Annotated in this window: 18 protein-coding genes and 1 tRNA gene; 4 read left to right on the forward strand and 15 right to left on the reverse strand. The window is 62.7% G+C overall.

Annotated features, from left to right (window positions below):
- Positions 1-53: 53 nt before the first annotated feature.
- Positions 54-1,484, reverse strand: coding sequence for a sodium-dependent transporter (locus P8R33_RS00110; RefSeq protein WP_278326966.1), 1,431 nt, complete (start codon positions 1,482-1,484; stop codon positions 54-56).
- Positions 1,485-1,613: 129 nt separating this feature from the next.
- On the opposite strand from P8R33_RS00110, the gene panB reads away from it, so the two are divergent.
- Positions 1,614-2,486 carry a 3-methyl-2-oxobutanoate hydroxymethyltransferase gene (gene panB / locus P8R33_RS00115; RefSeq protein WP_278326967.1) on the forward strand — a complete coding sequence of 291 codons (873 nt, stop codon included), beginning with the start codon at positions 1,614-1,616 and terminating at the stop codon, positions 2,484-2,486.
- Between the two features lie 15 nt (positions 2,487-2,501).
- Positions 2,502-3,569 carry a DUF475 domain-containing protein gene (locus P8R33_RS00120; protein WP_278326968.1) on the forward strand — a complete coding sequence of 356 codons (1,068 nt, stop codon included), beginning with the start codon at positions 2,502-2,504 and terminating at the stop codon, positions 3,567-3,569.
- Here P8R33_RS00120 and P8R33_RS00125 read toward each other — a convergent pair.
- The 7 genes from P8R33_RS00125 to P8R33_RS00155 form a co-directional block, all read right to left on the reverse strand.
- The gene (locus tag P8R33_RS00125; protein ID WP_278326969.1) at positions 3,502-4,503 is read right to left on the reverse strand and encodes a bile acid:sodium symporter; all 1,002 of its coding nucleotides are present in this window, start codon (positions 4,501-4,503) and stop codon (positions 3,502-3,504) included. The genes P8R33_RS00120 and P8R33_RS00125 overlap by 68 nt on opposite strands.
- A gap of 39 nt (positions 4,504-4,542) precedes the next feature.
- Positions 4,543-6,261 carry a tetratricopeptide repeat protein gene (locus tag P8R33_RS00130; RefSeq protein WP_278326970.1) on the reverse strand — a complete coding sequence of 573 codons (1,719 nt, stop codon included), beginning with the start codon at positions 6,259-6,261 and terminating at the stop codon, positions 4,543-4,545.
- A 25-nt stretch (positions 6,262-6,286) separates the two neighbouring features.
- Positions 6,287-7,654 (reverse strand): PEP-CTERM-box response regulator transcription factor, encoded by a 1,368-nt coding sequence (gene prsR / locus P8R33_RS00135; RefSeq protein ID WP_278326971.1) that lies wholly within the window; start codon positions 7,652-7,654, stop codon positions 6,287-6,289.
- Positions 7,654-9,762, reverse strand: a complete 2,109-nt coding sequence (prsK, locus tag P8R33_RS00140; RefSeq protein WP_278326972.1) for an XrtA/PEP-CTERM system histidine kinase PrsK — start codon at positions 9,760-9,762, stop codon at positions 7,654-7,656. Before prsK ends, prsR begins: the two co-directional genes overlap by 1 nt.
- Positions 9,762-11,147 (reverse strand): TIGR03013 family XrtA/PEP-CTERM system glycosyltransferase, encoded by a 1,386-nt coding sequence (locus P8R33_RS00145; RefSeq protein WP_278326973.1) that lies wholly within the window; start codon positions 11,145-11,147, stop codon positions 9,762-9,764. Before P8R33_RS00145 ends, prsK begins: the two co-directional genes overlap by 1 nt.
- 145 nt (positions 11,148-11,292) lie before the next feature.
- Positions 11,293-11,589 carry a hypothetical protein gene (locus P8R33_RS00150; protein ID WP_278326974.1) on the reverse strand — a complete coding sequence of 99 codons (297 nt, stop codon included), beginning with the start codon at positions 11,587-11,589 and terminating at the stop codon, positions 11,293-11,295.
- Between the two features lie 84 nt (positions 11,590-11,673).
- Positions 11,674-13,056 carry a helix-turn-helix domain-containing protein gene (locus P8R33_RS00155; RefSeq protein ID WP_278326975.1) on the reverse strand — a complete coding sequence of 461 codons (1,383 nt, stop codon included), beginning with the start codon at positions 13,054-13,056 and terminating at the stop codon, positions 11,674-11,676.
- A 152-nt stretch (positions 13,057-13,208) separates the two neighbouring features.
- On the opposite strand from P8R33_RS00155, the gene P8R33_RS00160 reads away from it, so the two are divergent.
- The gene (locus tag P8R33_RS00160) at positions 13,209-14,807 is read left to right on the forward strand and encodes an isocitrate lyase (RefSeq protein WP_278326976.1); all 1,599 of its coding nucleotides are present in this window, start codon (positions 13,209-13,211) and stop codon (positions 14,805-14,807) included.
- Between the two features lie 11 nt (positions 14,808-14,818).
- Positions 14,819-15,010 carry a hypothetical protein gene (locus P8R33_RS00165; protein ID WP_446532486.1) on the forward strand — a complete coding sequence of 64 codons (192 nt, stop codon included), beginning with the start codon at positions 14,819-14,821 and terminating at the stop codon, positions 15,008-15,010.
- Positions 15,011-15,109: 99 nt separating this feature from the next.
- Here the strand turns inward: P8R33_RS00165 and P8R33_RS00170 are convergent, their stop codons facing one another.
- From P8R33_RS00170 to efp, 7 genes are all read right to left on the reverse strand, one after another.
- Positions 15,110-16,417: an amidohydrolase gene (locus tag P8R33_RS00170; RefSeq protein WP_278327904.1), complete on the reverse strand. Its 1,308-nt coding sequence runs from the start codon at positions 16,415-16,417 to the stop codon at positions 15,110-15,112.
- Between the two features lie 78 nt (positions 16,418-16,495).
- A complete protein-coding gene (locus P8R33_RS00175) occupies positions 16,496-18,286 on the reverse strand; it encodes an SLC13 family permease (protein WP_347569021.1) in 1,791 nt (596 codons plus the stop codon).
- 261 nt (positions 18,287-18,547) lie between these two features.
- Positions 18,548-18,631 (reverse strand) — tRNA-Leu (locus tag P8R33_RS00180).
- 68 nt (positions 18,632-18,699) lie between these two features.
- Complete coding sequence (locus P8R33_RS00185) at positions 18,700-19,032, reverse strand: hypothetical protein (protein WP_278326978.1); 333 nt, start codon at positions 19,030-19,032, stop codon at positions 18,700-18,702.
- A gap of 110 nt (positions 19,033-19,142) precedes the next feature.
- Positions 19,143-19,961, reverse strand: coding sequence for an inositol monophosphatase family protein (locus P8R33_RS00190; RefSeq protein WP_278326979.1), 819 nt, complete (start codon positions 19,959-19,961; stop codon positions 19,143-19,145).
- Between the two features lie 10 nt (positions 19,962-19,971).
- On the reverse strand, positions 19,972-20,322 hold the full coding sequence (locus tag P8R33_RS00195) for a hypothetical protein (RefSeq protein WP_278326980.1): 351 nt from the start codon (positions 20,320-20,322) through the stop codon (positions 19,972-19,974).
- 12 nt (positions 20,323-20,334) lie between these two features.
- The gene (efp, locus tag P8R33_RS00200) at positions 20,335-20,898 is read right to left on the reverse strand and encodes an elongation factor P (RefSeq protein ID WP_278326981.1); all 564 of its coding nucleotides are present in this window, start codon (positions 20,896-20,898) and stop codon (positions 20,335-20,337) included.
- Positions 20,899-21,030 lie beyond the last annotated feature (132 nt).

Below are 21,030 nucleotides of genomic sequence, written 5' to 3' on the forward strand. Positions count from 1 at the left end.
GCCGGAACGCCTCGATTACTCGCAAATATCGCGCCCGAAAAGCGCAATTTTGATCAGGCCCCCAAAATGCTGGGGAACAGCCCCGTCACCAGAATGATCGCCACCGCGATCGGGCAGAGCCAGGCAATCAGGAGGCGCCAGATGCCGAATGCGAGGGGCGAAAGTCCCGTCGTAGTTCGCAGAAGGTTCGTGTCCGCTTTCCAGCCGATGAAGATCGAGGTCAGCAGCGCGCCGACCGGCAGCATCACCTTGCCGGTAAACCCGTCGACCGTGTCGAGGATGTCGGTTTCCGCGAACAGCGACCAGAAGCCGAGCGGGCGGACATCCGACCAGACGTTGTAGCCAAGCAGGCAGGCAATCCCGATCAGGAACGCGCCGCCGCCGAAGATCAGCGCCGACTTGTGGCGGCTCCAGCCGCGCTCTCCGATGCCCCAGGCGGTCGGCACCTCGAGCAGCGAGATCGAGCTCGTCACCGCAGCAACAAGGATCAAGACGAAGAACAGGAAGCCGAACAGCGCCCCGGCAGGCATGGTCTGGAAAGCGAAGGGCAAGGTCTGAAAGACCAGCGTCGGGCCGGCCGCCGGGTCGAGGCCCACGGCAAAGACGATCGGGAAAATCATGAAGCCGGCGAGCAGCGCGACCGCGGTATCGGCCACTGCAATCAGGGCCGATGTCGAGCCGAGGCCGCTGCCCTCCTTGATGTATGAGCCATACGTAATCAGTCCCGCCACGCCGAGTGAAAGCGAAAACAGCGCCTGCCCGAGAGCCGAGTTCATTACCTGCGGAGTCAGCTTCGACCAGTCAGGCGTGAACAGGAACGCCGCGGTTTCGGCGATATCGCCCTCGATTGCGCCGTAAATGACCAACCCGACGAGCAGGACGAAGAACATCGGCATCAGATAGGTCGCTGCCTTCTCGATGCCCGAGCTGACCCCGCGCGCGACGATGAAAAGCGTCAGACCCATGAAGGCGAGGTGCATGGCAAGCAGCAGGCCCGGGCTGGCAAACATATCGCCCAGCCGCTGCTGGATCTGTGCCTGATCCTCTCCGGCCAGCGCACCGCGGAACGGCTCGCCAGCCATGATGGCATCGATCAGGTCGCCGCCCATCACGCCGGCGTAATACAGCACCCAGCCGGCGACGACCGAATAGAAGGAGACGATCAGGAACGCGGCAATTGCGCCGATTGCCCCGAATATCGCCCAGCTCGGTGACGATTGCGATTGCGCGGCGACCTTGCGGATGGATCCTACCGCATCGGTCTGCCCCACGCGCCCGATGAAGATTTCCGACAACACAAGCGGCAGGCCGAGCAGGAAGACGCAGGCGATGTAGAAAAACACGAAGGCCCCGCCGCCGCTTTCACCCGCAAGGGTCGGGAAGCGCCAGATATTCCCGAGACCGACTGCGGCCCCGACTGCGGCAAGGATGAAGGCTGTGCGCGAAGACCAGCCTTCGCCGGTCGAAGTGGTGGTGGCGACCATTGTCGTCGAATTCCTCTCTGAAGAGCGGCCCCTCAGCCGCACTTTCCCGTCGGCGCCCTTAGACACGTTATCGCTACCGATTCCAAGCGCCGCTTTGCCTTCCTTTCACGGCTTGCTAGGGGCTGCAGCATGTCCACGACTTTCCAGCTCGACACATCGACCAGCCGCGCCAATCCGACGCCCCAGCCGATGAAGCGCCTCACCGTGCCGAAGATCCGCGCGCACAAGCGCGATGGCAAGGTGGAGGAGCCGCTGGTCATGCTGACGGCGTACACCGCCCGGCAGGCACAATTGCTCGATGCGCATTGCGATATCCTGCTGGTCGGCGACTCGCTGGCTCAGGTGATTTACGGTCTGCCCTCGACGATTCCGGTAACGCTCGACATGATGGCAAACCACGCAGCCGCCGTCGTGCGTGGGAGCTATCACGCAGTGGTCGTGGTCGACATGCCCTTCGGTTCGTATGAAGCGTCGAAGGAACAGGCCTTCGAAAGTGCCGCCTACCTTCTCAAGCAATCCGGCGCGGCTGCAGTGAAGCTGGAGGGCGGTGAGCAGATGGCCGAGACTGTCGCCTTCCTCAATCAGCGCGGCATCCCGGTGATGGGGCATGTAGGCCTCACCCCACAGGCGGTGAACGTGCTCGGGGGCTATATGGCGCGCGGGCGCAGCGATGCGGAAGCCGACAAGATCGTGACCGACGCGAAAGCGCTGGACGAGGCTGGTGCCTTCGCCATCGTCATCGAAGGCGTCGTGGAACCCATCGCGATCGAGGCCACCAAGGCCGTCTCCTGCCCCACCATCGGCATCGGCGCTTCGGCCCAGTGCGACGGGCAGGTCCTCGTGACCGAAGACATGCTCGGCATGTTCGAGCGTGTGCCGCGCTTCGTAAAGAAATACGAAGCCATCGCCGACGTGATCGAAAAAACCGTGGCGCAATATGCCGAGGAAGTGCGCGAGCGCAGTTTCCCCGGTCCAGACCAGACATACCAGCCCAAGAGCTGATTACCGGAAACCTCGATGGAAACCCTGCTTCGCTATTACGCGTTCTCGCTCGGCTTTACGGCTGTCTGCCTCGGATTGGGGGCGTGGTACGGCTATGCCAGCACCGGCACGATCACCGGCATGCTGTCGGTCCTGTGGATCGTGATCGTCCTGTCGATCCTCGAAGTCTCGCTCAGCTTCGACAATGCCGTGGTGAACGCCACGGTCCTGCGCGAGATGGACCCGGTGTGGCAGCAGCGCTTCCTGACCATCGGTATTCTCATCGCGGTGTTCGGTATGCGCATCATCTTCCCCATCGCCATCGTGGCGATTGCGGCCAATGTCGGCCCGGTCGAAGCCGTCAGCCTCTCGCTGAACGATCCCGAGGAATACGAGCGGATCGTCGAGGGCGCCCATATCGGCATCGCCGGTTTCGGGGGCGCGTTCCTCGCGATGGTCGGCCTCGCCTTCTTCTTCGATCACGACAAGGACGTGCACTGGATCGGGGTGTTCGAGCGGGCGATCAACAAGTTCTCGAATGTGCCGGCGGTGGAGATCGGGCTGGTCCTGCTCCTCGTCTATTTCGTTTCCACGACCCTGCCCGCTGCCGACAAGATCACCTTCCTCACCGCCGGCATCCTCGGACTTGTGACCTATATCGCCGTTCATGCGCTGGGGGCGATCATCGAACAGCGGGAGGCGCGCAAGAAGGCTGCGGGCGAGATCGTGCGCTCGGGCCTCGGCGGATTTCTCTATCTCGAAGTGCTCGATGCGAGCTTCAGCTTCGACGGCGTGATCGGGGCCTTCGCGCTGTCGAATAACATGATCATTATCGCGCTGGGGCTTTCCGTGGGCGCGATGTTCGTCCGTTCTATGACCATCCACCTCGTGCGGCAGGGCACGCTGGCGCAGTATCGCTATCTTGAGCACGGTGCCTTCTGGGCGATCATCGTGCTCGGCATCATCATGCTGCTGTCGGCGCGCTACCACATTCCCGAAACCATCACCGGCCTGATCGGCGCCTTGCTGATCGGCGTCAGCTTCTGGTGGTCGGTGCGCTATAACCGGCGCCATCCGGAAGACGCGATGCACTCAGCCGACTAGCGAGCGGCGCTGCCAGCACCAGCTGGAACAGGTGATAGAGCAGCAGAGGCAGGACGATGAAGCCCGCCGCGTCGGGCGGGAACAGGATCGTGGCGAGCGGCGCGCCGACGGCGGCGCTTTTCTGTGCGCCGGAAAACAGGAAGGCGATCCGGTCCTCGCGCGCAAAGCCTGCCAGCTTGGCGACCGTGTATGCACCGCCATGGGCAAAGGCGAGAAATAGCGCGACGAACGCCAGCAGAATGAGCCAGCCCGCGCCATCGACACGGCTCCAGATGCCCTGCTCGACCGCACCCGAGAAAGCGACATAGACAGCAATCGCAATCACGAAGCGATCGACCCAGGCGATCTTCCCTTTGATGCTCTCGATCAACGGCGCCGCGGGTTTCTGGAATATCTGCCCCAAGGCAAACGGCAGCACGAGGATGCCGAGGATCTTGACCAGCACCTCGCTCCCCACCGCCCCCTCACCGCTCCCGCCGAGAGCGAGAAAAAGGGGTACGGATACGAACACGCCGAGGATGTTCAGGAGAGCGGCGCTGACCACGGCCAAAGCCACCGCCCCGCCCGCAAGCGCGGTATAGGACGTCGCCGATTGTACGGTCGACGGCAGCACGCCAAGATAGAGGAAGCCGAGTGCGATCAAAGCGGGCAGGTAAGCCTCTCCGACAAGCGACAGAGCCAGCCCGCCCAGCGCCATCGCACCGAACACCCACACCACCAGCACCGCCTGATAGCGCCAGTGGGCGATGCCGCGCACGATCTCGCTTCGCGCGATGCGCAGGCCGTTCAGCAGGAACAGCAGGAATACGGCGCAGTTGGCGACGATCTGCGCAATGTCCCTGCCGCCGCCGGTCACCGGAACGATCGCCGCAAGCGCGGTAGCAAGCGCCAGCATGCGCAACATCGGGTCGGTCAGGATCGTGCGCAGCGCCATGCGCCGCCCCTGCCGCCACCGCTCCGTCTTGTCGAGGCCTCAGGACGCGAGGAGCGAGGTCAGCTTCGCCTGCAGATCGGCACGCGCTGCATTCTGCTCCGGCGGCAAGGTCGCGATCAGCGCGGCAATCGCGCGCGGATTGAGCGGTTGCAGTTCGTGGGCGCGAAACGCAAAGTCCAGCGCCGTGCCAGCATCGCCCAGCTGACCGGCGGCGATCCCTCTGGATGCTAGCACCCACGGCACGCGGGATTGGCCATGCGCGATCGCGTGGTCCAGCAGCGCCGCCGCCTGCTGCCACTTGCCCTGCGCAGCAGAAGCATCGGCCAGCAGCGCCGCCGCATGTCCGTTCATCGGATTGGCCTGCAGATATTCCCCCAGCAGCTCGGCAGCTGCCTCAGGCGTTGCCTGGCTTCCCGCCAGCCTGAGCGTCAGCGGCCAGGGCTGCCTGATATCGGCGGCGCGAACATAGGCGTCCCTCGCCGCGCGGCGGTCACCGCTGGCAAGCTCGGCATCGCCGAGGATCGCATAGCCATCGGCCGACCCCGGGAACCGCCTGACGAAATCTTCCGCACTCCCCACTGCCGATCCGCGTGCCTGACCGAACAATACCGACCGCACGAAATCCCGCGTCTGCGCGCCACCGCCTCCGGTAGCGGTGAGCGTTTCGGTAGGCGTGTCGCTCGGGAGAGGCGCAAGTCCGTCCGGACCGAGTGCCGCAAGGTCGATGAACTGCGCCGCCTTTGCTCGCTGCTCGAGAGCCTCGTGAGCCCTTCCGACCAAAAGGCGCAAATGCGGCGACCCTGCGGGACCCAGCGCGCGGTCGGAAAACCGATAGACCAGTTCCCGCTCGCTCCCGCTTTGCGATAGCGCTGAAGCGAGCAATTCCACCGCGCGGACATTGTCGGGCTGGTCGAGCAACAGGCGATCGAGGGTCTGCGCCGCGCTTGCCGGATTGGCATTCTGCAAATCGACGATCGCCGACAGCATCAGCGATGCAGGCACACCCGCGGTCTCCAGGCCGGAGCGTTGCAGCAATTCGCGCGCCAAGAGGAACTTGCCGCCACGCGCCGCGATCACCGCCTGGAGGTAAAGCCCGGTTTCGGACAGGACAGCCCCCTCGCCGCCTTCGCGCAGAACGGCAAGCGCATCGGCTGCCCTGCCCGCATCGCCGAGAGTGGCAGAATATTCGAGACGCAGGTCGAGGTCGTCGGGGTGCAATTCGAGCGCGCGCTCGAACCATTCGATCGCGGGCACCATCCCCGATGCCTCCCGGATCAGCTGCCCGCGGAATAGCAGGGCGGCCTTGTTTTCGGGCGCAAGCGCTAAAGCCCTGTCGGCAGCTTGCACAGCCTCGACCTGCTCGCCGCCCAGAAAGCGCAAGCGACCGATATCTACCCAGAGCTCCGGGTTGTCCGGTGCGACCGCGTGGGATCGGTCGAACGCCTTCCCGGCCGCTGCTAGATCCCCTCGAGCCATCTCCAGCCTGCCGAGCATTCGCCACCCAAGCGCTGCCGTATCGTCAGAGAACGATCCGGGTTCTAGCCACCGCGCCGCGCTTTCCAGGTCTCCCGACTGGAGCGCAGCTTCGCCAAGCAATGCGGCGAGTTCCGCCCGATCGGTTCCCTCCGCCAGCTGGCGTTCGAGGATGATCCTCGCATCTTCGGGAAAGCCACGCGAAATCTCGTATCTGGCTTGCTCGACAGGGTCGAACCGGTCCGGACCACCCTCGCATCCCGCCAAGCCGAGGGAACAGAACAAGACGGCGGCAACAGGCCGAAGGATGTCACGCCTGAAGATCATACTGCTTCAGGAGGTCGTACAGGGTCGGCCGGCTGATACCGAGCAATTTCGCCGTATTGGAGATATTGCCCTCGCTGCGCGCCAAAGCCTGACGGATCATCCGACGATCGGCCTGTTCGCGCGCCGATTTCAGGTTCAGCGCAAGATCGCTCTCGGTGTCATCGGTATTGCCGAGATCGAGATCTTCCGCACCAACGAGCTTGCCATCGGCCATGATGACGGCGCGTTTCACCCGATTTTCCAGTTCGCGGACGTTACCGGGCCAGTTCCAGCCATCGATTGCAGCCAACGCATCTGGCGCGAACCCCTTGACCTGCGGGTTCATTTCCGCGGCGAACCGAGCAAGAAACGTCTTCGCCAGCAGCACGGCATCGCCCGGCCGCTCTGCCAAGGTCGGGACTTTGACGACGATTTCGGCGAGGCGGTAGAACAAATCCTCGCGGAAAGTCCCCTCCCCGATCATCGCCTCGAGATCCTGATGGGTTGCACACACAATCCGCGTATCGACCGGGATCGGCTTGCGACCGCCGATACGCTCGATCGTGCGTTCCTGCAGGAAGCGCAGCAACTTCACCTGCAGAGGCAGCGGAATATCGCCGACCTCGTCGAGGAACAGCGTGCCGCCATCGGCGAGTTCGATCTTGCCCTCGGTCGTCTTGACTGCCCCGGTGAAGGCTCCTTTCTCGTGACCGAACAATTCGCTTTCGAGCAGGTTTTCGGGGATTGCCGCACAGTTGATGGCAATGAATGCGCGCGACTTGCGATTGCTCGTCTCATGCACACCCTTGGCCAGTAGCTCTTTCCCCGTGCCGCTAGCGCCGAGCAGCATTACCGAGACATTCGTCGGCGCAACGCGCTCGATTGTACGCGCGACCTTAGCCATCTCCGGCGCAGCAGTCACCAGCGAGCCTAGCACGGTCCGGTCCTCGCCAATCTTCTCCGACAGGCGCCGGTTCTCCTGCTCGATCCGATGCAGGCGCAGCGCCCGATCGACGATCAGGCCGAGCTTATCGATATCGACCGGCTTCTGGTAGAAATCATAGGCCCCGCGCTCGATTGCCTGAAGCGCGCTTTCCCGAGCGCCATGACCGGAAGCGACGATCACCTTCGTGTCGGGCTTCATCGCCATGATCGCATCGAGCACGGCGAAGCCTTCGCTGGTGCCGTCCGGATCGGGCGGGAGTCCCAGGTCCAGGGTGACGACTTCCGGCTCCTCCGCGCGCAGGGCGGCCAGCGCGGCTTCGCGATTCCCCGCGATCACGACCTCGTAGTCGTCATAAGCCCATTTGAGCTGGGCCTGCAGACCTTCGTCGTCCTCGACAATCAGCAGCTTGGGCTTGGAGCCTGCCATCATGCGTCCTCGTATTTCGGTTTGTCGGGTGCTTGCCCGACCAGATGTTTGGTAGCCTGCAACGGCAGTGTGACGGTGAAACGCGAGCCGATGCCTTCGCGGGATTCTGCATCGAGCCGCCCGCCCATTCCGCGGATCGTCTCGCGCGCCTCGAATGCGCCGATGCCGAAACCACCCTCCTTGGACGATACGAACGGCTTGAACAGGCCGTTGCGAAGGAATGTCGCAGACATGCCCTGTCCGTGGTCGATCAGGTGCAGCTTGCCGCTGACCCCGTCGGTATAGACTTCGAGTACGACCGAACTCTCGGCGCTGCTGGCATCGATCGCGTTCTGGACGAGATGGACGAGTGCCTGTTCGAGCCCCTCTTCGTCACCCAGCACAAGTGCGCTTTCGCACCTTAGCAGGGAAACGGAGCGGATGGCCGAAAAGCGATCGACGACACGCCGCGCGGTGGAAGCAAGATCGAACGGCGAAAGCGCGCCTTTGTCCTTCGTCCCGTAACGCCCGAGCCGCGCGAGTAGCGTGTTCAGTTTGTCTGCGCTGTTGCGCAGCGTGACCAGCATGTCGGCACGGAATTCCGGTTTGTCCGCGTGCTTTTCTGCATTGCGGAGGAGCAGCGACATCTGGCTCGACAGGTTCTTGATGTCATGCATCACGAAAGCCATGCGGCGGTTGAATTCGTCGAATCGCCCCGCCTCGATCAGCGCGGCCTGGCCGGCTTGCTCGGCCAGATAGCTAGCCAACTGCCGGCTCACCACGGTCAAGAGATCGAAGTCTTCCCAGTCGAGCTTGCGGGTGACCAAGGGCCGCGCGAGGATGGCGAGCCCGACCAGGCGATCGAAGTGCAGCAGTGGCACCGCGGCCCAGGCCGTCTGGTCGTCACGCAGCCAGTCCGGGATAAGATCGCGCTCTCCATAGTGATCGACGCCTGCGCGCACCTCGTCGAAATCGACGATGAGTTCCCTTTGCTCCAGCATTCCTGCGAGCGCGGACGGGAGCGTCGGTGGTGGCATTTCGTCCTCGCGCCAGCGCCAGTCCGCTGCCAGCTCCAAAGCACCCTCATCATCGGTCAGGAACAGCATGCCGGAAGGGCTGTCGGTAATCTCGGCCAGCGCCTTGATCGCACGCTCCGGCAGGCTGGTCTCGTCGAACCCCGTGCGCCCGATCGTGTTCGTGAAGCGTATCCACTCGTTGCGGTAGTCGTAACGATGTTTGAAGAGGTGCTTGACTGCCGTCACGCGCAGCCATCCCCTGAGCTGTGCCGAGGGCAGCCAAATCAGCGCCAGCGCGCCCGCCGCAATCACAACGCCAACCTGGACGAGGCGGGCGAGGTCGCCGGTCAGCATGTCGAGCCAGCGGGCAAGGCCGAGCATAAGCATCAGATACGCGCCGATGACCAGCAAGGAGAGGAAGCGGAACGCCACTGCCCGCGACGGGCGGAATTCCAAGCCGGAAGCGGCGCGGGCGAAGCCCAGAGCAAACGGTATGGCGACAATCCCCGCCGCGAGGCCGCGCAAGGCGGAAAGTTCGACCGGCACCGACCCGAGAATATAGGCGATTGTGTAGTAGTTGAGATCGAAGGCCCAGAGTCCGGCTAGCGCGGCCGCATTCCACCGCAGCAATTGGCGGGACGCGGCGGCCGCGCCGACGTAGAGATTGTGAACCAGCACCAACGCGCCCACCGCAACGAGGACGCGGAACATCGTGGCAGTCTCGAAGGTGAGTGAGACGAGCTGGGGTGTCACCGCATAGCGATGCGCGATCAGCAAAAGGACGAGTTGTGACGCCTCGACGAAGCATAGTGCAATCAGCGCTGGTCTGACGATACGCAGCGTCTCGTCGCGGCCGTCGTTTGCAAAATGGCGGAACAACACGAAGAGCCATGTGAAATTGCGCGCGATCTCGGTCAGTTCGACGATCGCGCGCCCGGTCTCGAAGCTTGCTGCCGCGAAACACCAGTTCGCCGTCAGCGCCAAAGCCACGATGGCCGGCGTCCGGTCGTTGCGACTTGTGTCGCCTTTGGTGGCCACCCAAATGGCGCAGATCGCGCACACGATCGCGCCGATCGTGTAGGTAACGTAAGAAGCGGTGCTCGCCCAAGCCATCAGCGCGCGCCATGCGGCCAGAGGATCACCCGCGCCGTCTGCAACAGGATCAGCAGGTCGAGGAAGGGTGTGTAATTCTTGGCGTAATACAGATCATATTCCAGCTTTTGCCGGGCATCCTCGATGCTTGCACCATAAGGGAAGTTGATCTGCGCCCACCCCGTGATGCCGGGCTTCACCTCGTGCCGTTCCGCATAATATGGCAGTTCGCGTTCGAGCTGCGCTACGAATGCCGGCACTTCGGGGCGCGGGCCGACGAAGCTCATGTGGCCTTTCAGGACCGACCAAAGCTGAGGCAGCTCGTCGATTCTCAGCTTGCGGATGATGCGGCCCACGCGGGTAATGCGAGGGTCGTCCTCTTCCGCCCATTTCGCGCCGCCCGCCTCCGCGTCCGTGCGCATCGAGCGCAGCTTCACCATCTGGAATTCCTGACCGTAAAGGCCTACACGGCGCTGGCGGAAGAAGATCGGACCCTTGCTGTCCAGTTTCACCGCCGCACCGAAAATCACGATCAGCGGCAGTCCGACGATCAGGATCAGCAAGCTGCTTATTATATCGAAGACGCGTTTGCCTGCGGCGGAGATGCGGCGCCCCGCCGAAAAACCGTCAGAGAAGATGAGCCAGCTCGGGTTAAGCGTGTCGAGATCGACGCGGCCGGTTTCGCGTTCCAGGAAGCTGGAAAAATCGTTAATCAGTACGCCCTTGGTCTTCACTCGAAGCAGGTCCTTGAGCGGGAGCGCGTTGCGTCGCTCCTGCAGCGCGAGAACTACTTCCCCCGCCCCGATCCGTTCGACGAAACGGCCTAAATCCCCGATGGCCGAACGCTCTACCGCCCCATCGACGACCGGTGGGCAATCGCCCATGTCGATGAATTTGAGGGGATTGAAGCCGGAACCCTCAGCTTTCGCAAGCCGCTGAAGGCGTGCGGCTCGTTCGCCCGCTCCCAGCACCAATATCCGACGGCGGAAGGTTTCGGAGCCGAGCATGCGGGTCGCGAGCAGCCGATTGCCTACAAGCGCGACCATTGCGATAGCCATCGCGTAGAGCAGGACCGAGCGCCAGATAGCGGTGCCCGGAACGAAGAAATTGATAAGAGAAATACCCATTACGCCGACGCTCACCGCCACCAGCAGTCGCGCGGTGCCAAACCGGATGGAGCGCAGCGCTTCGGGGCTGTAGCCGCCCACGGCGATGATCGCGAGCCAGACCACCAAAGCGAAACCGCCCAGTTCCGGCAGCCTGTCCCACAGCGGACCGTTGCTCGATCCGATCTGGCTTACGCGCAAGCGCCACGCAGATTCCCCCGCCGCCGCGAGCAGGAGCAGATCCACGAGGCACAGCAGCACCACGTTATAAGGAAAGTAATGCTTGAAGACGCGGATCATCCGGTCGCGCTCGCGAAATTGCTGGTGTCGGAATATTTGACTAGCAGCGAGGAATGAACCGTCGGTAAACTTTACACAATAGCGACGACGCACGAAAAAGGCGGCGCGAGCAAGCCGCGCCGCCTTTCGGGATATCGTCGATCAATTACTGCTGTACGGCGTCCGAAACCGCGTCGCCTGCGTTCTGCGCCGCATCGCCAACCTTGCCCGCTGCCTCACCAACCTCGCCAGCTGCATCGGCAACCGCATTGTCCTTGGCAACTTCGGCGCCGCTCATCTGCGTAAAGATAATCACCCCAACGATGGCCACGACAGCCAGCAGGATCAGCAGGCCCCAGTTGGCACCGCCGCTTTTGCGAGGCTCATTGTCGGTGACGACAGTGTGGGTCGTATGGGTATTGCCCGAGGGGGTCGTCGTCTCGGTGATACGTTCTTCGGTCATGAGCTTATGCTCCCTGATAGACTTTTATTGGCGACCGAACGCTCCATCGTGAAACCCGGTTCCGCAGGGGATGCAGTTTGATGGTTAATCGCTCGCAAACTCGAACGGGGTGACGCCGCGCCGGACCGTATCGAAGGAGAGCGCCCGGCCCCGGGGGGGCAGCGAGCGCTGCGTGCATTGCCGCCGGTGGCAGCCGGCACATCCCGGCCCAATCCGCTGGGCATCCTGCGAGCGAAGGGATATGCCGCGCGCCTGTGCGAGTTCCTCTGCGAGGACGGCCTCGACACCTAGCGCGACTACAAATTGCGCTTCGCCCGGTGCACCACTGCCTTCGACAGTGCGCGCAAAGGTAAGCCAGCCACCCTCCCGCTCGCCCGCCACGTCGAGCGCCACGAACTGGACCTGCAATTCGCCCGCCCGTTCGAAGGCCCGGTGGGCATGCCACAGCGGACAACTGGTGTCGGAATTGATGAACCGCGCGGTGCTAGCGCCGGTGAAAGTCTTCGAGAACTGCCCCGCCCGGTCGATCCGCACCATGAAGAAGGGCAGGCCGCGCTGGCCGACGCGCTGTAACGTCGTCAGTCGATGCGCGAGCTGCTCGAAACTGACACCGAAACGCCGTTCCAGGACCGGCAGATCGTAGCCTGTCGCTTCGCACGCCCGCAGGAAGCGGCTGTAAGGCATCAGCAGCGCTGCCGCGAAATAACCGGTCAGGTGCCGCGAGAAGAAAGCCCGCGCCGCGTCGTCATCGAATTTAGTGCCCTTGGCGATGGAGTCGATGATTTCCGAATACTCAAGCCGGGCTAGCTGCAGCGCGAGCTGGAAATTGCGCGATGCATGGCTCAGCATCTCGGACAACTGAACCTGCCGCGCATGGAGATCGAGCCTGCGAAGGCTGTCGGGCATGACATCACGCGGAAGGATGCGCACCGACAGCTGATGCCGCTCGCGTAGCCGCTCGGTCAGGGCGAGGCCGATATCGCCGCGCGACAGGCGCATCTCGTCCGCAAGCTCTTCCGCAGCGAGGTCGAGATCAGCGAAATGATTGCGCCATTTCTCGATCTCGCGACGCGAAGCCTCGAGCGGACCATCCCCGATGGCGCTTGCCGAGCCCGCATTGTCGTACAGCCGGGCGAAGGCAGCGGCCGCCTGCGGGGCAGCAGAGAGAAATTCCTGCAACTCGTCACGGTCGATCCCGAGATCGGCAAATCGCTCGTCCGCGAAGCGGCGCGACAAGCCATCGAGACCGCCGATCGCCTCGTCCTCGCGCAAATTGCGCGGATCGAAATCGAACTGATCCACCAGCTGCATTACCACCCGCGCGCTGACCGGTCGCTGGTTGCGCTCGATGAGGTTCAGATAGCTCGGCGAGATGTCGAGCCGGGCCGCGGTGGCGGCTTGCGTGAGCCCTTCCCGCTTGCGGAGCCGGCGTATGGCAGGCCCTGCAAACAATGCCTCGTCGGTCATGAGATGTCACTTTCTTTACAGATTTACATGGATCCATGCTCTAAAAAGGCTCGTGAGACAAGAACGTTTGTAAATTTTCCTATCCCGGAACGTGTATCTCCCCCATCTTCCACTCAAGGCGATCCCGCCCAACGAATTTTTAGGAGGACCCCGTGACCTACCAGGCCCGGATCAAGGAACTGAACGAAACCATCGCTGCCAACGGTGCACCCTGGGGCGCGATTGACGCCGAGAGCGCTGCGCGCATGGTCGTGCAGAACCGCTTCCGTACCGGTCTCGACATCGCAAAATACACCGCGAAGATCATGCGCGAGGACATGGAAGCCTATGACCGCGATCCGGCGAATTACACGCAGTCGCTCGGCACCTGGCACGGTTTCATCGCCCAGCAGAAGATGATCTCGATCAAGAAGCATTTCGGCAGCACCAAGCGCCGTTATCTCTATCTCTCGGGCTGGATGGTTGCCGCGCTGCGCAGCGATTTCGGCCCGCTGCCCGACCAGTCGATGCACGAGAAGACCAGCGTGCCCGCGCTGATCGAAGAGATCTACACCTTCCTCAAGCAGGCCGATGCCCGTGAACTCGGTGGCATGTTCCGCGATCTCGACACGGCTCGCGAGAACGGCGACGAGGTAGAAGCCCAGCGGCTGCAGAAGGCAGTCGACGATCACGAAACCCATGTCGTGCCGATCATTGCCGACATCGATGCCGGTTTCGGCAATGCCGAGGCGACCTATCTGCTTGCCAAGAAGATGATCGAAGCCGGGGCTTGCGCCCTCCAGATCGAAAACCAGGTATCGGACGAAAAGCAGTGCGGCCACCAGGACGGCAAGGTTACCGTGCCGCATGAGGACTTCCTCCAGAAAATCCGCGCGATCCGCTACGCTTTCCTCGAACTCGGTGTCGAAGACGGCATCATTGTTGCCCGTACCGACTCGCTCGGCGCCGGCCTGACGAAGCAGATCGCCTATTCGACCGAGCCAGGCGATCTGGGCGACCAGTATAACAGCTTCCTCGATTGCGACGAAGTCGACCCGGCCGACATCACCAATGGCCAAGTCTTCATCAGCCGTGACGGCAAGCTGCTTGCTCCGAAGCGCCTGCCGAGCAACCTCTACCAGTTCCGCCCGGGCACCGGCGAGGATCGCTGCGTTCTCGACTGCATCACCGCGCTTCAGCATGGCGCCGACCTGCTGTGGATCGAGACCGAAAAGCCGCATGTCGAGCAGATCGCCGGCATGGTGGATCGGGTACGTGAGGTGATCCCGAACGCCAAGCTGGTCTACAACAACTCGCCCAGCTTCAACTGGACACTGAACTTCCGCCAGCAAGTTTATGATGCATGGGTAGAAGCCGGCAAGGACGTGAGCGCGTTCGACCGCGACAAGCTGATGAGCGTCGATTACGACGGCACCGAACTGGCCGCCGAAGCCGACGAGAAGATCCGCACCTTCCAAGCCGATGCTGCGAAGCGCGCAGGCATCTTCCACCACCTCATCACGCTTCCGACCTACCACACGGCGGCGCTGAGCACCGACAACCTCGCGAAGGAATACTTCGGGGAACAGGCGATGCTCGGATACGTCAAGAATGTGCAGCGCGAGGAAATCCGCCAGGGCATCGCCTGCGTCAAGCACCAGAACATGGCCGGATCCGACATCGGGGACGACCACAAGGAATACTTTGCCGGCGAGGCAGCCCTGAAGGCCGGCGGCAAGGACAACACGATGAACCAGTTTGCCGCTGCCTGAGGAGTGAGAGGATGACGACCATGACCGAAGACACCCCCAAAACCGAACCCGGCCGGGCCCGCGCCCTGTTCTCGACCGCCGACTTCCGCCTGCTGCGCACCGCGCTCACGGCCTATGCCCGGCAGATCGAGGATCGCGAGGAACTGGCGAAGATCAATGCGCTGCACCACCGGCTCGGCACCTATGTGCCGTCGGATGGCTGACAGCCACTAACCTGACAATCGATTCTCCTGGGGAGGAGAATACGGCCGTCGGAGCGACCCCAAACGCTCCGGCGGCCACACTTTTGTGTAGCTGTCGATTCAGCCGCCGTTGCGCGGCATCAGGTCCAGAGCCGCACTCGCCAGCGCTTCGGCGCCGGTAGCGATCACCTTCTCGGCATCCGGCGCCCAGAAAGGCGAATGCAGCGAAGGCAGCGGCGTGCCGTCTTTTTCAAGCGCCTCGAGCATCGGTTGCGGGGTGCCGCTGATCCAGAAGATCATGCTGTCGACATTCTCCGGATCGGCGCGGCGGAACTGGCTGAAATCCTCGCCGCCCATCACCGGCGGCCATTCCATCACCCGCTCCTCGCCGAAACGCGCCTTGAAGGCAGCCGCCATCTCGTTGCTGAAATCGACATCGTTGAAGGTCGAGGGCGTATAGGTTTCCTCGACCGCGATGTCGGGCATCAGATTTTCCGGCAGCCCGGCGGTGATCGCTTCGCCGCGAGCCACGCGACGAATGCCGTCGAGCAGCAGCTTGCGGCTCTCGTCCGAATAGCTGCGAACGGTGAGCTGCAGCTTGGCCTCGTCCGAAATGATGTTGTGCTTCGCGCCTGCGTGGAAGCTGCCCACCGTGATGACGGCTGGATCGAGCGGCGAGGAATTGCGGCTCACCACTGTCTGCAGCTTCATCACGATCGCGCTGGCGAGCACCACCGGATCGACCGTCGTGTGCGGATAGGCACCGTGGCCGCCGATGCCTTTCACCGTGATGTCGACGCTGTCGACATTGGCGAGGGCGAAGCCGGGCGTGTAGCCGATCGTCCCGGCAGGCGCGGGCGCGGCGGCATCGTGGAAAGCCAGTGCATAGTCCGGCTTGGGAAAACGGGTGTAGAGCCCGTCCTCGATCATCGCCAGCGCACCCAGCCCGAGCTCTTCCGCGGGTTGCAGGATCATCACCAGCGTGCCCTGCCACTCGTCCTTGCGCTCGGCCAATAGCTGTGCCGCACCGATAAAGCCGGCCATATGCGTGTCGTGGCCGCAGGCGTGCATCACGCCGGTGGTAACGCCGCTTGCAGGGGTCGCGGTGACGGTGCTCGCGTACGGCAGTCCGGTCTGTTCGACCACGGGCAACCCGTCCATGTCGGCGCGCAGCATCACGGTCGGACCCTCGCCGTTCCGCATGACCGAAACCACGCCGGTCCGGCCTACGCCTTCGGTGACTTCGAAGCCGAGCGCTTTCATGCGCTTCGCCAGTTTCGCCGCCGTCTCGTGCTCCTCGAAGCTGAGTTCGGGATTGGCGTGAAGGTCGCGGTAAAGCTCCATCAGCTCCGGCATATCGGCCTGCAAATCGGCACGAAGATCGTCGGCCTGCGCCGGGCTTGCGACGGCGATAGTCAACGCCGCCATCGATACTGAAGTGAATTTGCGCACGTTTTTCTCCCTCAACTCAAATGTCGGCAGCCGGCGTGAGCGGCCGCAGTCAGCCTACAGACCGTATGTCATGACCAGTAGTATCGACAAGGCGGCGACCATGATCAGGACCAGGGGAACGCCAGTGCGGACGTAGTCCTTAAACTCGTAAGATCCCTCGGCCATGATGAGCATGTTGGTCTGATAGGCAATCGGCGTTGCGTAACACAGGTTGCAGCCGAACAGCACGGCGAGGACCAGCGGCTCTGCTGGAAGACCCAGCTTGTTCGCAATGGCGAACGCGATGGGCGTGCCGACCGTGGCGGCCGTGGCATTGGACGCAAAATTCGTGAGGAAGGTCATCGCCAGCATGATTGCCGCCAGCGCCGCAGCGGGCGAGAGGTAGTCGAGCCCCACTGCCATGACGGTGCCGATCCAGTCGGCCGCCCCGCTGTCGAGGATGATCCGGCCCAAGGCGATACTGGCGGCGATCAGCACGATGACGCTGCCCGAAAGGCCCCGCCCGACGCGGTCGAACTTCACGCAGCCGGTGACGAACATGAGAATCGCGCCGGCAAGTGCGGCGATCGCGATCGGAATGAGGCCGACCGACGCCAGCGCCAGCGAGCCGCCCATGATCGCCGCGGCGAGGGTCGCCTTCGAACGCCGCGGCAATTCGCGCATTCCCTCGAGCTGCAGCAGGCTGTCCGACCGGGCGAAGTGCTCCATGTCGTCGGGCAGACCCATGACCAGCAGCACGTCGCCTTCAGCGAAGCGATGATCGCCACCCTCGGAAAACTGTTCCTTCTCGCCGACGATGCGGTCCGGCCGGTGGGTGCCGATAACTGCGACGCCGTAGAGGTCGGCGATGCCCGAACTCGGCAAAGTTCGTCCGATCAGGCGCGAATCCGCCGTCACGATCATTTCGACGACGGCGATGTCGATCCCGGTTTCGTTCGAACGGCGCCGGATGCGGTCGATCACCCAGCTGGGGGCGGCATCGCCGCGCAAGGTGGCCATCGCTTCCTCGATCGCCTCATGCGTGCCGGTCATCCGCAAACGATGTTGCGGGCGTAGCAAGCCTACCGGGACATCGTGAAACTCGATGCCGGCAGGTAGGCGCGAGGACACTTCGGACAGTTCGCGACCATTCAGGACGGAGTCTTCCGTCACCCGTAACCGGGTCTCGAACAAGCGATGCGAATGGACTGATTCCACGCGGTTGTCACCCAGCAAGCGAGGCATCACGATCCACACAAAGGGCAGCGCGACCAGTGAGGCAATCAGCACGATCGGCGTGAAGTGGAAGACGCCCATCTCCGGCATGCCGAGATCGACTGCGATCGACACCACCAGGATGTTCGTCGAGGTCCCGATTGTCGTTGCCATACCGCCCATGAGCGAGGCGGCGTTGAGCGGGATCAGGGTCTTCGATGCCGCCATTGCGCCGCGCATGGCGAGCTGCACGAAGATCGGCATCAGCAGCACGAGGACCGGCGTGTTGTTGACGCCCATCGACAGCAGGAAAGTAACAACCAGCGAGAACAGCAGGCCGAGCTGGAGATTTACCTTGAACAATCGCTCGAGGAAGCGAGCCGCTGGCTCCAGGGCGCCGGTCACCACCAGTCCGCGCCCCATGATCATGAGGGCGCAGATCGTGATCAATGCGTAGTGGCCAAAGCCCGAAAACGCGAGCGCCAGACCGTCGGTCGGCTGGGTCTCGGGGAGCGGGAAGAAGTACAGGCCGACTGCGATTACCGCGATGGTCAGGAGCGAGATGATCTCGACCGACATCCGCCCGCGGGCGAAAGCGACGAACATCCAGAGCGTGACGACCATGGCCGCGATCGCATGGTATGAAGGCATCCCGATCATCCGGCCAAGGCAATCCCACCCCTAAGCCCGGATGACAAGGATTTTCACGAAGTCAGACGCTTGCCTCGTCCGCGCCCGACAGGTTTTCGACGACAAGCAGGACAATGCTCACCAAACGGATTGGTGCGCGAACGGTATCGACCATGGGATCAGGTCTTTCGGAGGTCCGCGGCGCGATGCCGCCCTGACTGCTATTCGCTGAAAGGATGCGAAAGGATGTGTGAAAGGTTACACCGCTTTACACGGAAAGGCTGGTACCCCTGGCCGGACTCGAACCGGCACTTCAAAGAAACTCGATTTTGAGTCGAGCGCGTCTACCAATTCCGCCACAGGGGCACTGTGCGGGTAAGAGCGCGGCGGATAGCTTGGGGGCGCGGGCGATACAAGCGTCGAAATCGCTTGATTCAGAAATCCCAGCCTATCGCGACATGGGCTAGTCCCGGCAATCCCTTGCGGGGTTTTCCGAAAGCGCCTGCAGTCAGGACCGGGCCGTCTTTCGCCAGAGGCAAGGTCACAACCGGCGGATCCCAGGCGATGACGCGGGTGTCGGTACCTCGAGGGAGAAGCGGTTCGTCCTGCATAACACGCCTGGTGTCCACGCGATCAGGTGCGGCGAGATCGAACATCGACTCCAGCGGAAGATTTTCGGCCTTGAGCTGCGCGGACTCTCTTGGATCGGCGGCGGCCGGAATTGCAAATGCCGCGCACGAAAATGCAATTCCGATAGCGAGTTTCACCTGCGACCAACCTTTCCTTACGCAGAAAGGACGCTCGGCAGGTTTGGTTAGTTCCCGATCTGAAAGTGATGCAAAGCGCTCGCTTGCCCAGAACCGGCGCTGGCTGGAAGCTACTTGAGCGCCGAGACAAGCAGTTTGTGCAGCTTCGAATGCAGCGCATCGTTCGCTGCGAGGATCTGCTCGTCATGTACCGGTTTGGAGCGACCGCGATAGTCGGTCATGAACCCACCAGCCTCACGTACCAGCAAGCCGCCGGCAGCGGTGTCCCACGGGCTCAGGCTGCTTTCCCAAAAGCCGTCGAAACGGCCGGCAGCGACCCAGGCGAGGTCCAACGACGCGGCGCCGAAGCGCCGGATGCCAGCTACGTTCGGCCCGATTGCGCCATAGATGCGCGACCATTCGTCGAAATTGCCGACGCCCTGGAACGGCATACCCGTCGCGATCAGCGCGTCGGACAGGTTCCGCCGGGAGGATACCCGCAAGCGGCCATCGTGCAGCCACGCACCGCGCGATTTCTCCGCCCAAAAGGTCTCGTCCGTGATCGGCTGGTAGACGACGGCTGCAGTGACATCGCCCCAGCCTCCACCGCCGAGCTTGGGCTCCTGTGCCGCGATCGAAATGGCAAAATGCGGGATACCGTGGAGGAAGTTGCTGGTGCCGTCGAGCGGATCGATGATCCAGCGCGGCTGGTCGGGCGCGCCTTCGATGGTGCCGGCTTCCTCCAGCACGAAGCCCCAATCGGGCCGCGCCTGCTTTAGTTCGTCGTACAACGTGCGTTCGGCGCGAATATCGGCTTTGGACACGAAATCTGCAGGCCCTTTGCGGCTCACCTGCAAATGTTCGATCTCGCCGAAGTCGCGGCGCAGGCGGCCACCCGCCTTGCGCGCGGCCTTTTCCATCACGCGGATCAGTCCCGACAATGCGGCCATGGTAACTCTCTTATTCGGTAAGGACGCGGATCGAGCGCGCCTGAAGATGGATGTCGCCCCATTCGGAGCGCATGTCGAAGCGCGAGCCTTCGATGCTGAACTCGGTGATATCGAAGCGTTTCTTGCCGTCAACTCCGCCTTCGGGACGATCGAGCGTCAGCTTGGAAATCCCCGCGAATTTCAGCATTCCGGGATGGAAACAGCAGTCTTCGCCCTCGCCAGGCTGTTCGTAGTCGGCATGGGCGGGATCGAGGCAGAAATCCATCTCCAGCACCAGTTCGTCGTCATTGATGATTACGCCCAAAAGGACGCTTTTCTCGATGTCGATATTCTCGAACCGGCTGGCGATGGATTTGCCCATGATGCGCGTTTCCTAGCTGGCCTTGCCCACGTAGCTCTGTTCGTAAACGTCGACCACGATGCGCGTCCCGCTCTCGATATGTGGCGGCACCATGATGCGAACGCCGTTGTCGAGCACGGCGGGTTTGTAGCTGGACGAAGCGGTTTGCCCCTTCACCACGGCATCGGCCTCGACGATCTCGGCTTCGATCTGCGCGGGCAGTTCGACCGAGATCGGCTTTTCTTCCCACAGTTCCAGCTTCACCTGCATACCGTCCTGCAGGAACGGACGAGCATCGCCCAGCAAGTCGCTTGGCAGGTTGATCTGTTCGTAAGTGTTCTGGTCCATGAACACGAGCATGTCGCCGTCTTCGTAAAGGAACTGATAGTCCTGCGTGTCGAGCCGCACTTTTTCGACCGTGTCGGCGCTGCGGAAGCGGACATTGGTCTTGCGGCCGTCCTGCAGGTTCTTCATTTCGACCTGCATGTAGGCGCCGCCCTTGCCGGGCTGGGTGTGCTGGATCTTGGCGACCTTCCAGATGCCGCCTTCGTATTCGATGATATTGCCCGGACGGATGTCCACGCCGCTGATCTTCATGGGGAAGCTACCTTTGACTTGTAAAAGAGCTGGCCACCATTGCTGCGATGACCTCGTGCGCCGCGCGCCTTAGCCGAGTGGAGGCACGCGGGCAAGGCGAGTGGAATTTCGGGCGACATCTGCTATGTAGAG

Source organism: Qipengyuania flavescens, assembly GCF_029688735.1.
GTDB lineage: Bacteria > Pseudomonadota > Alphaproteobacteria > Sphingomonadales > Sphingomonadaceae > Qipengyuania.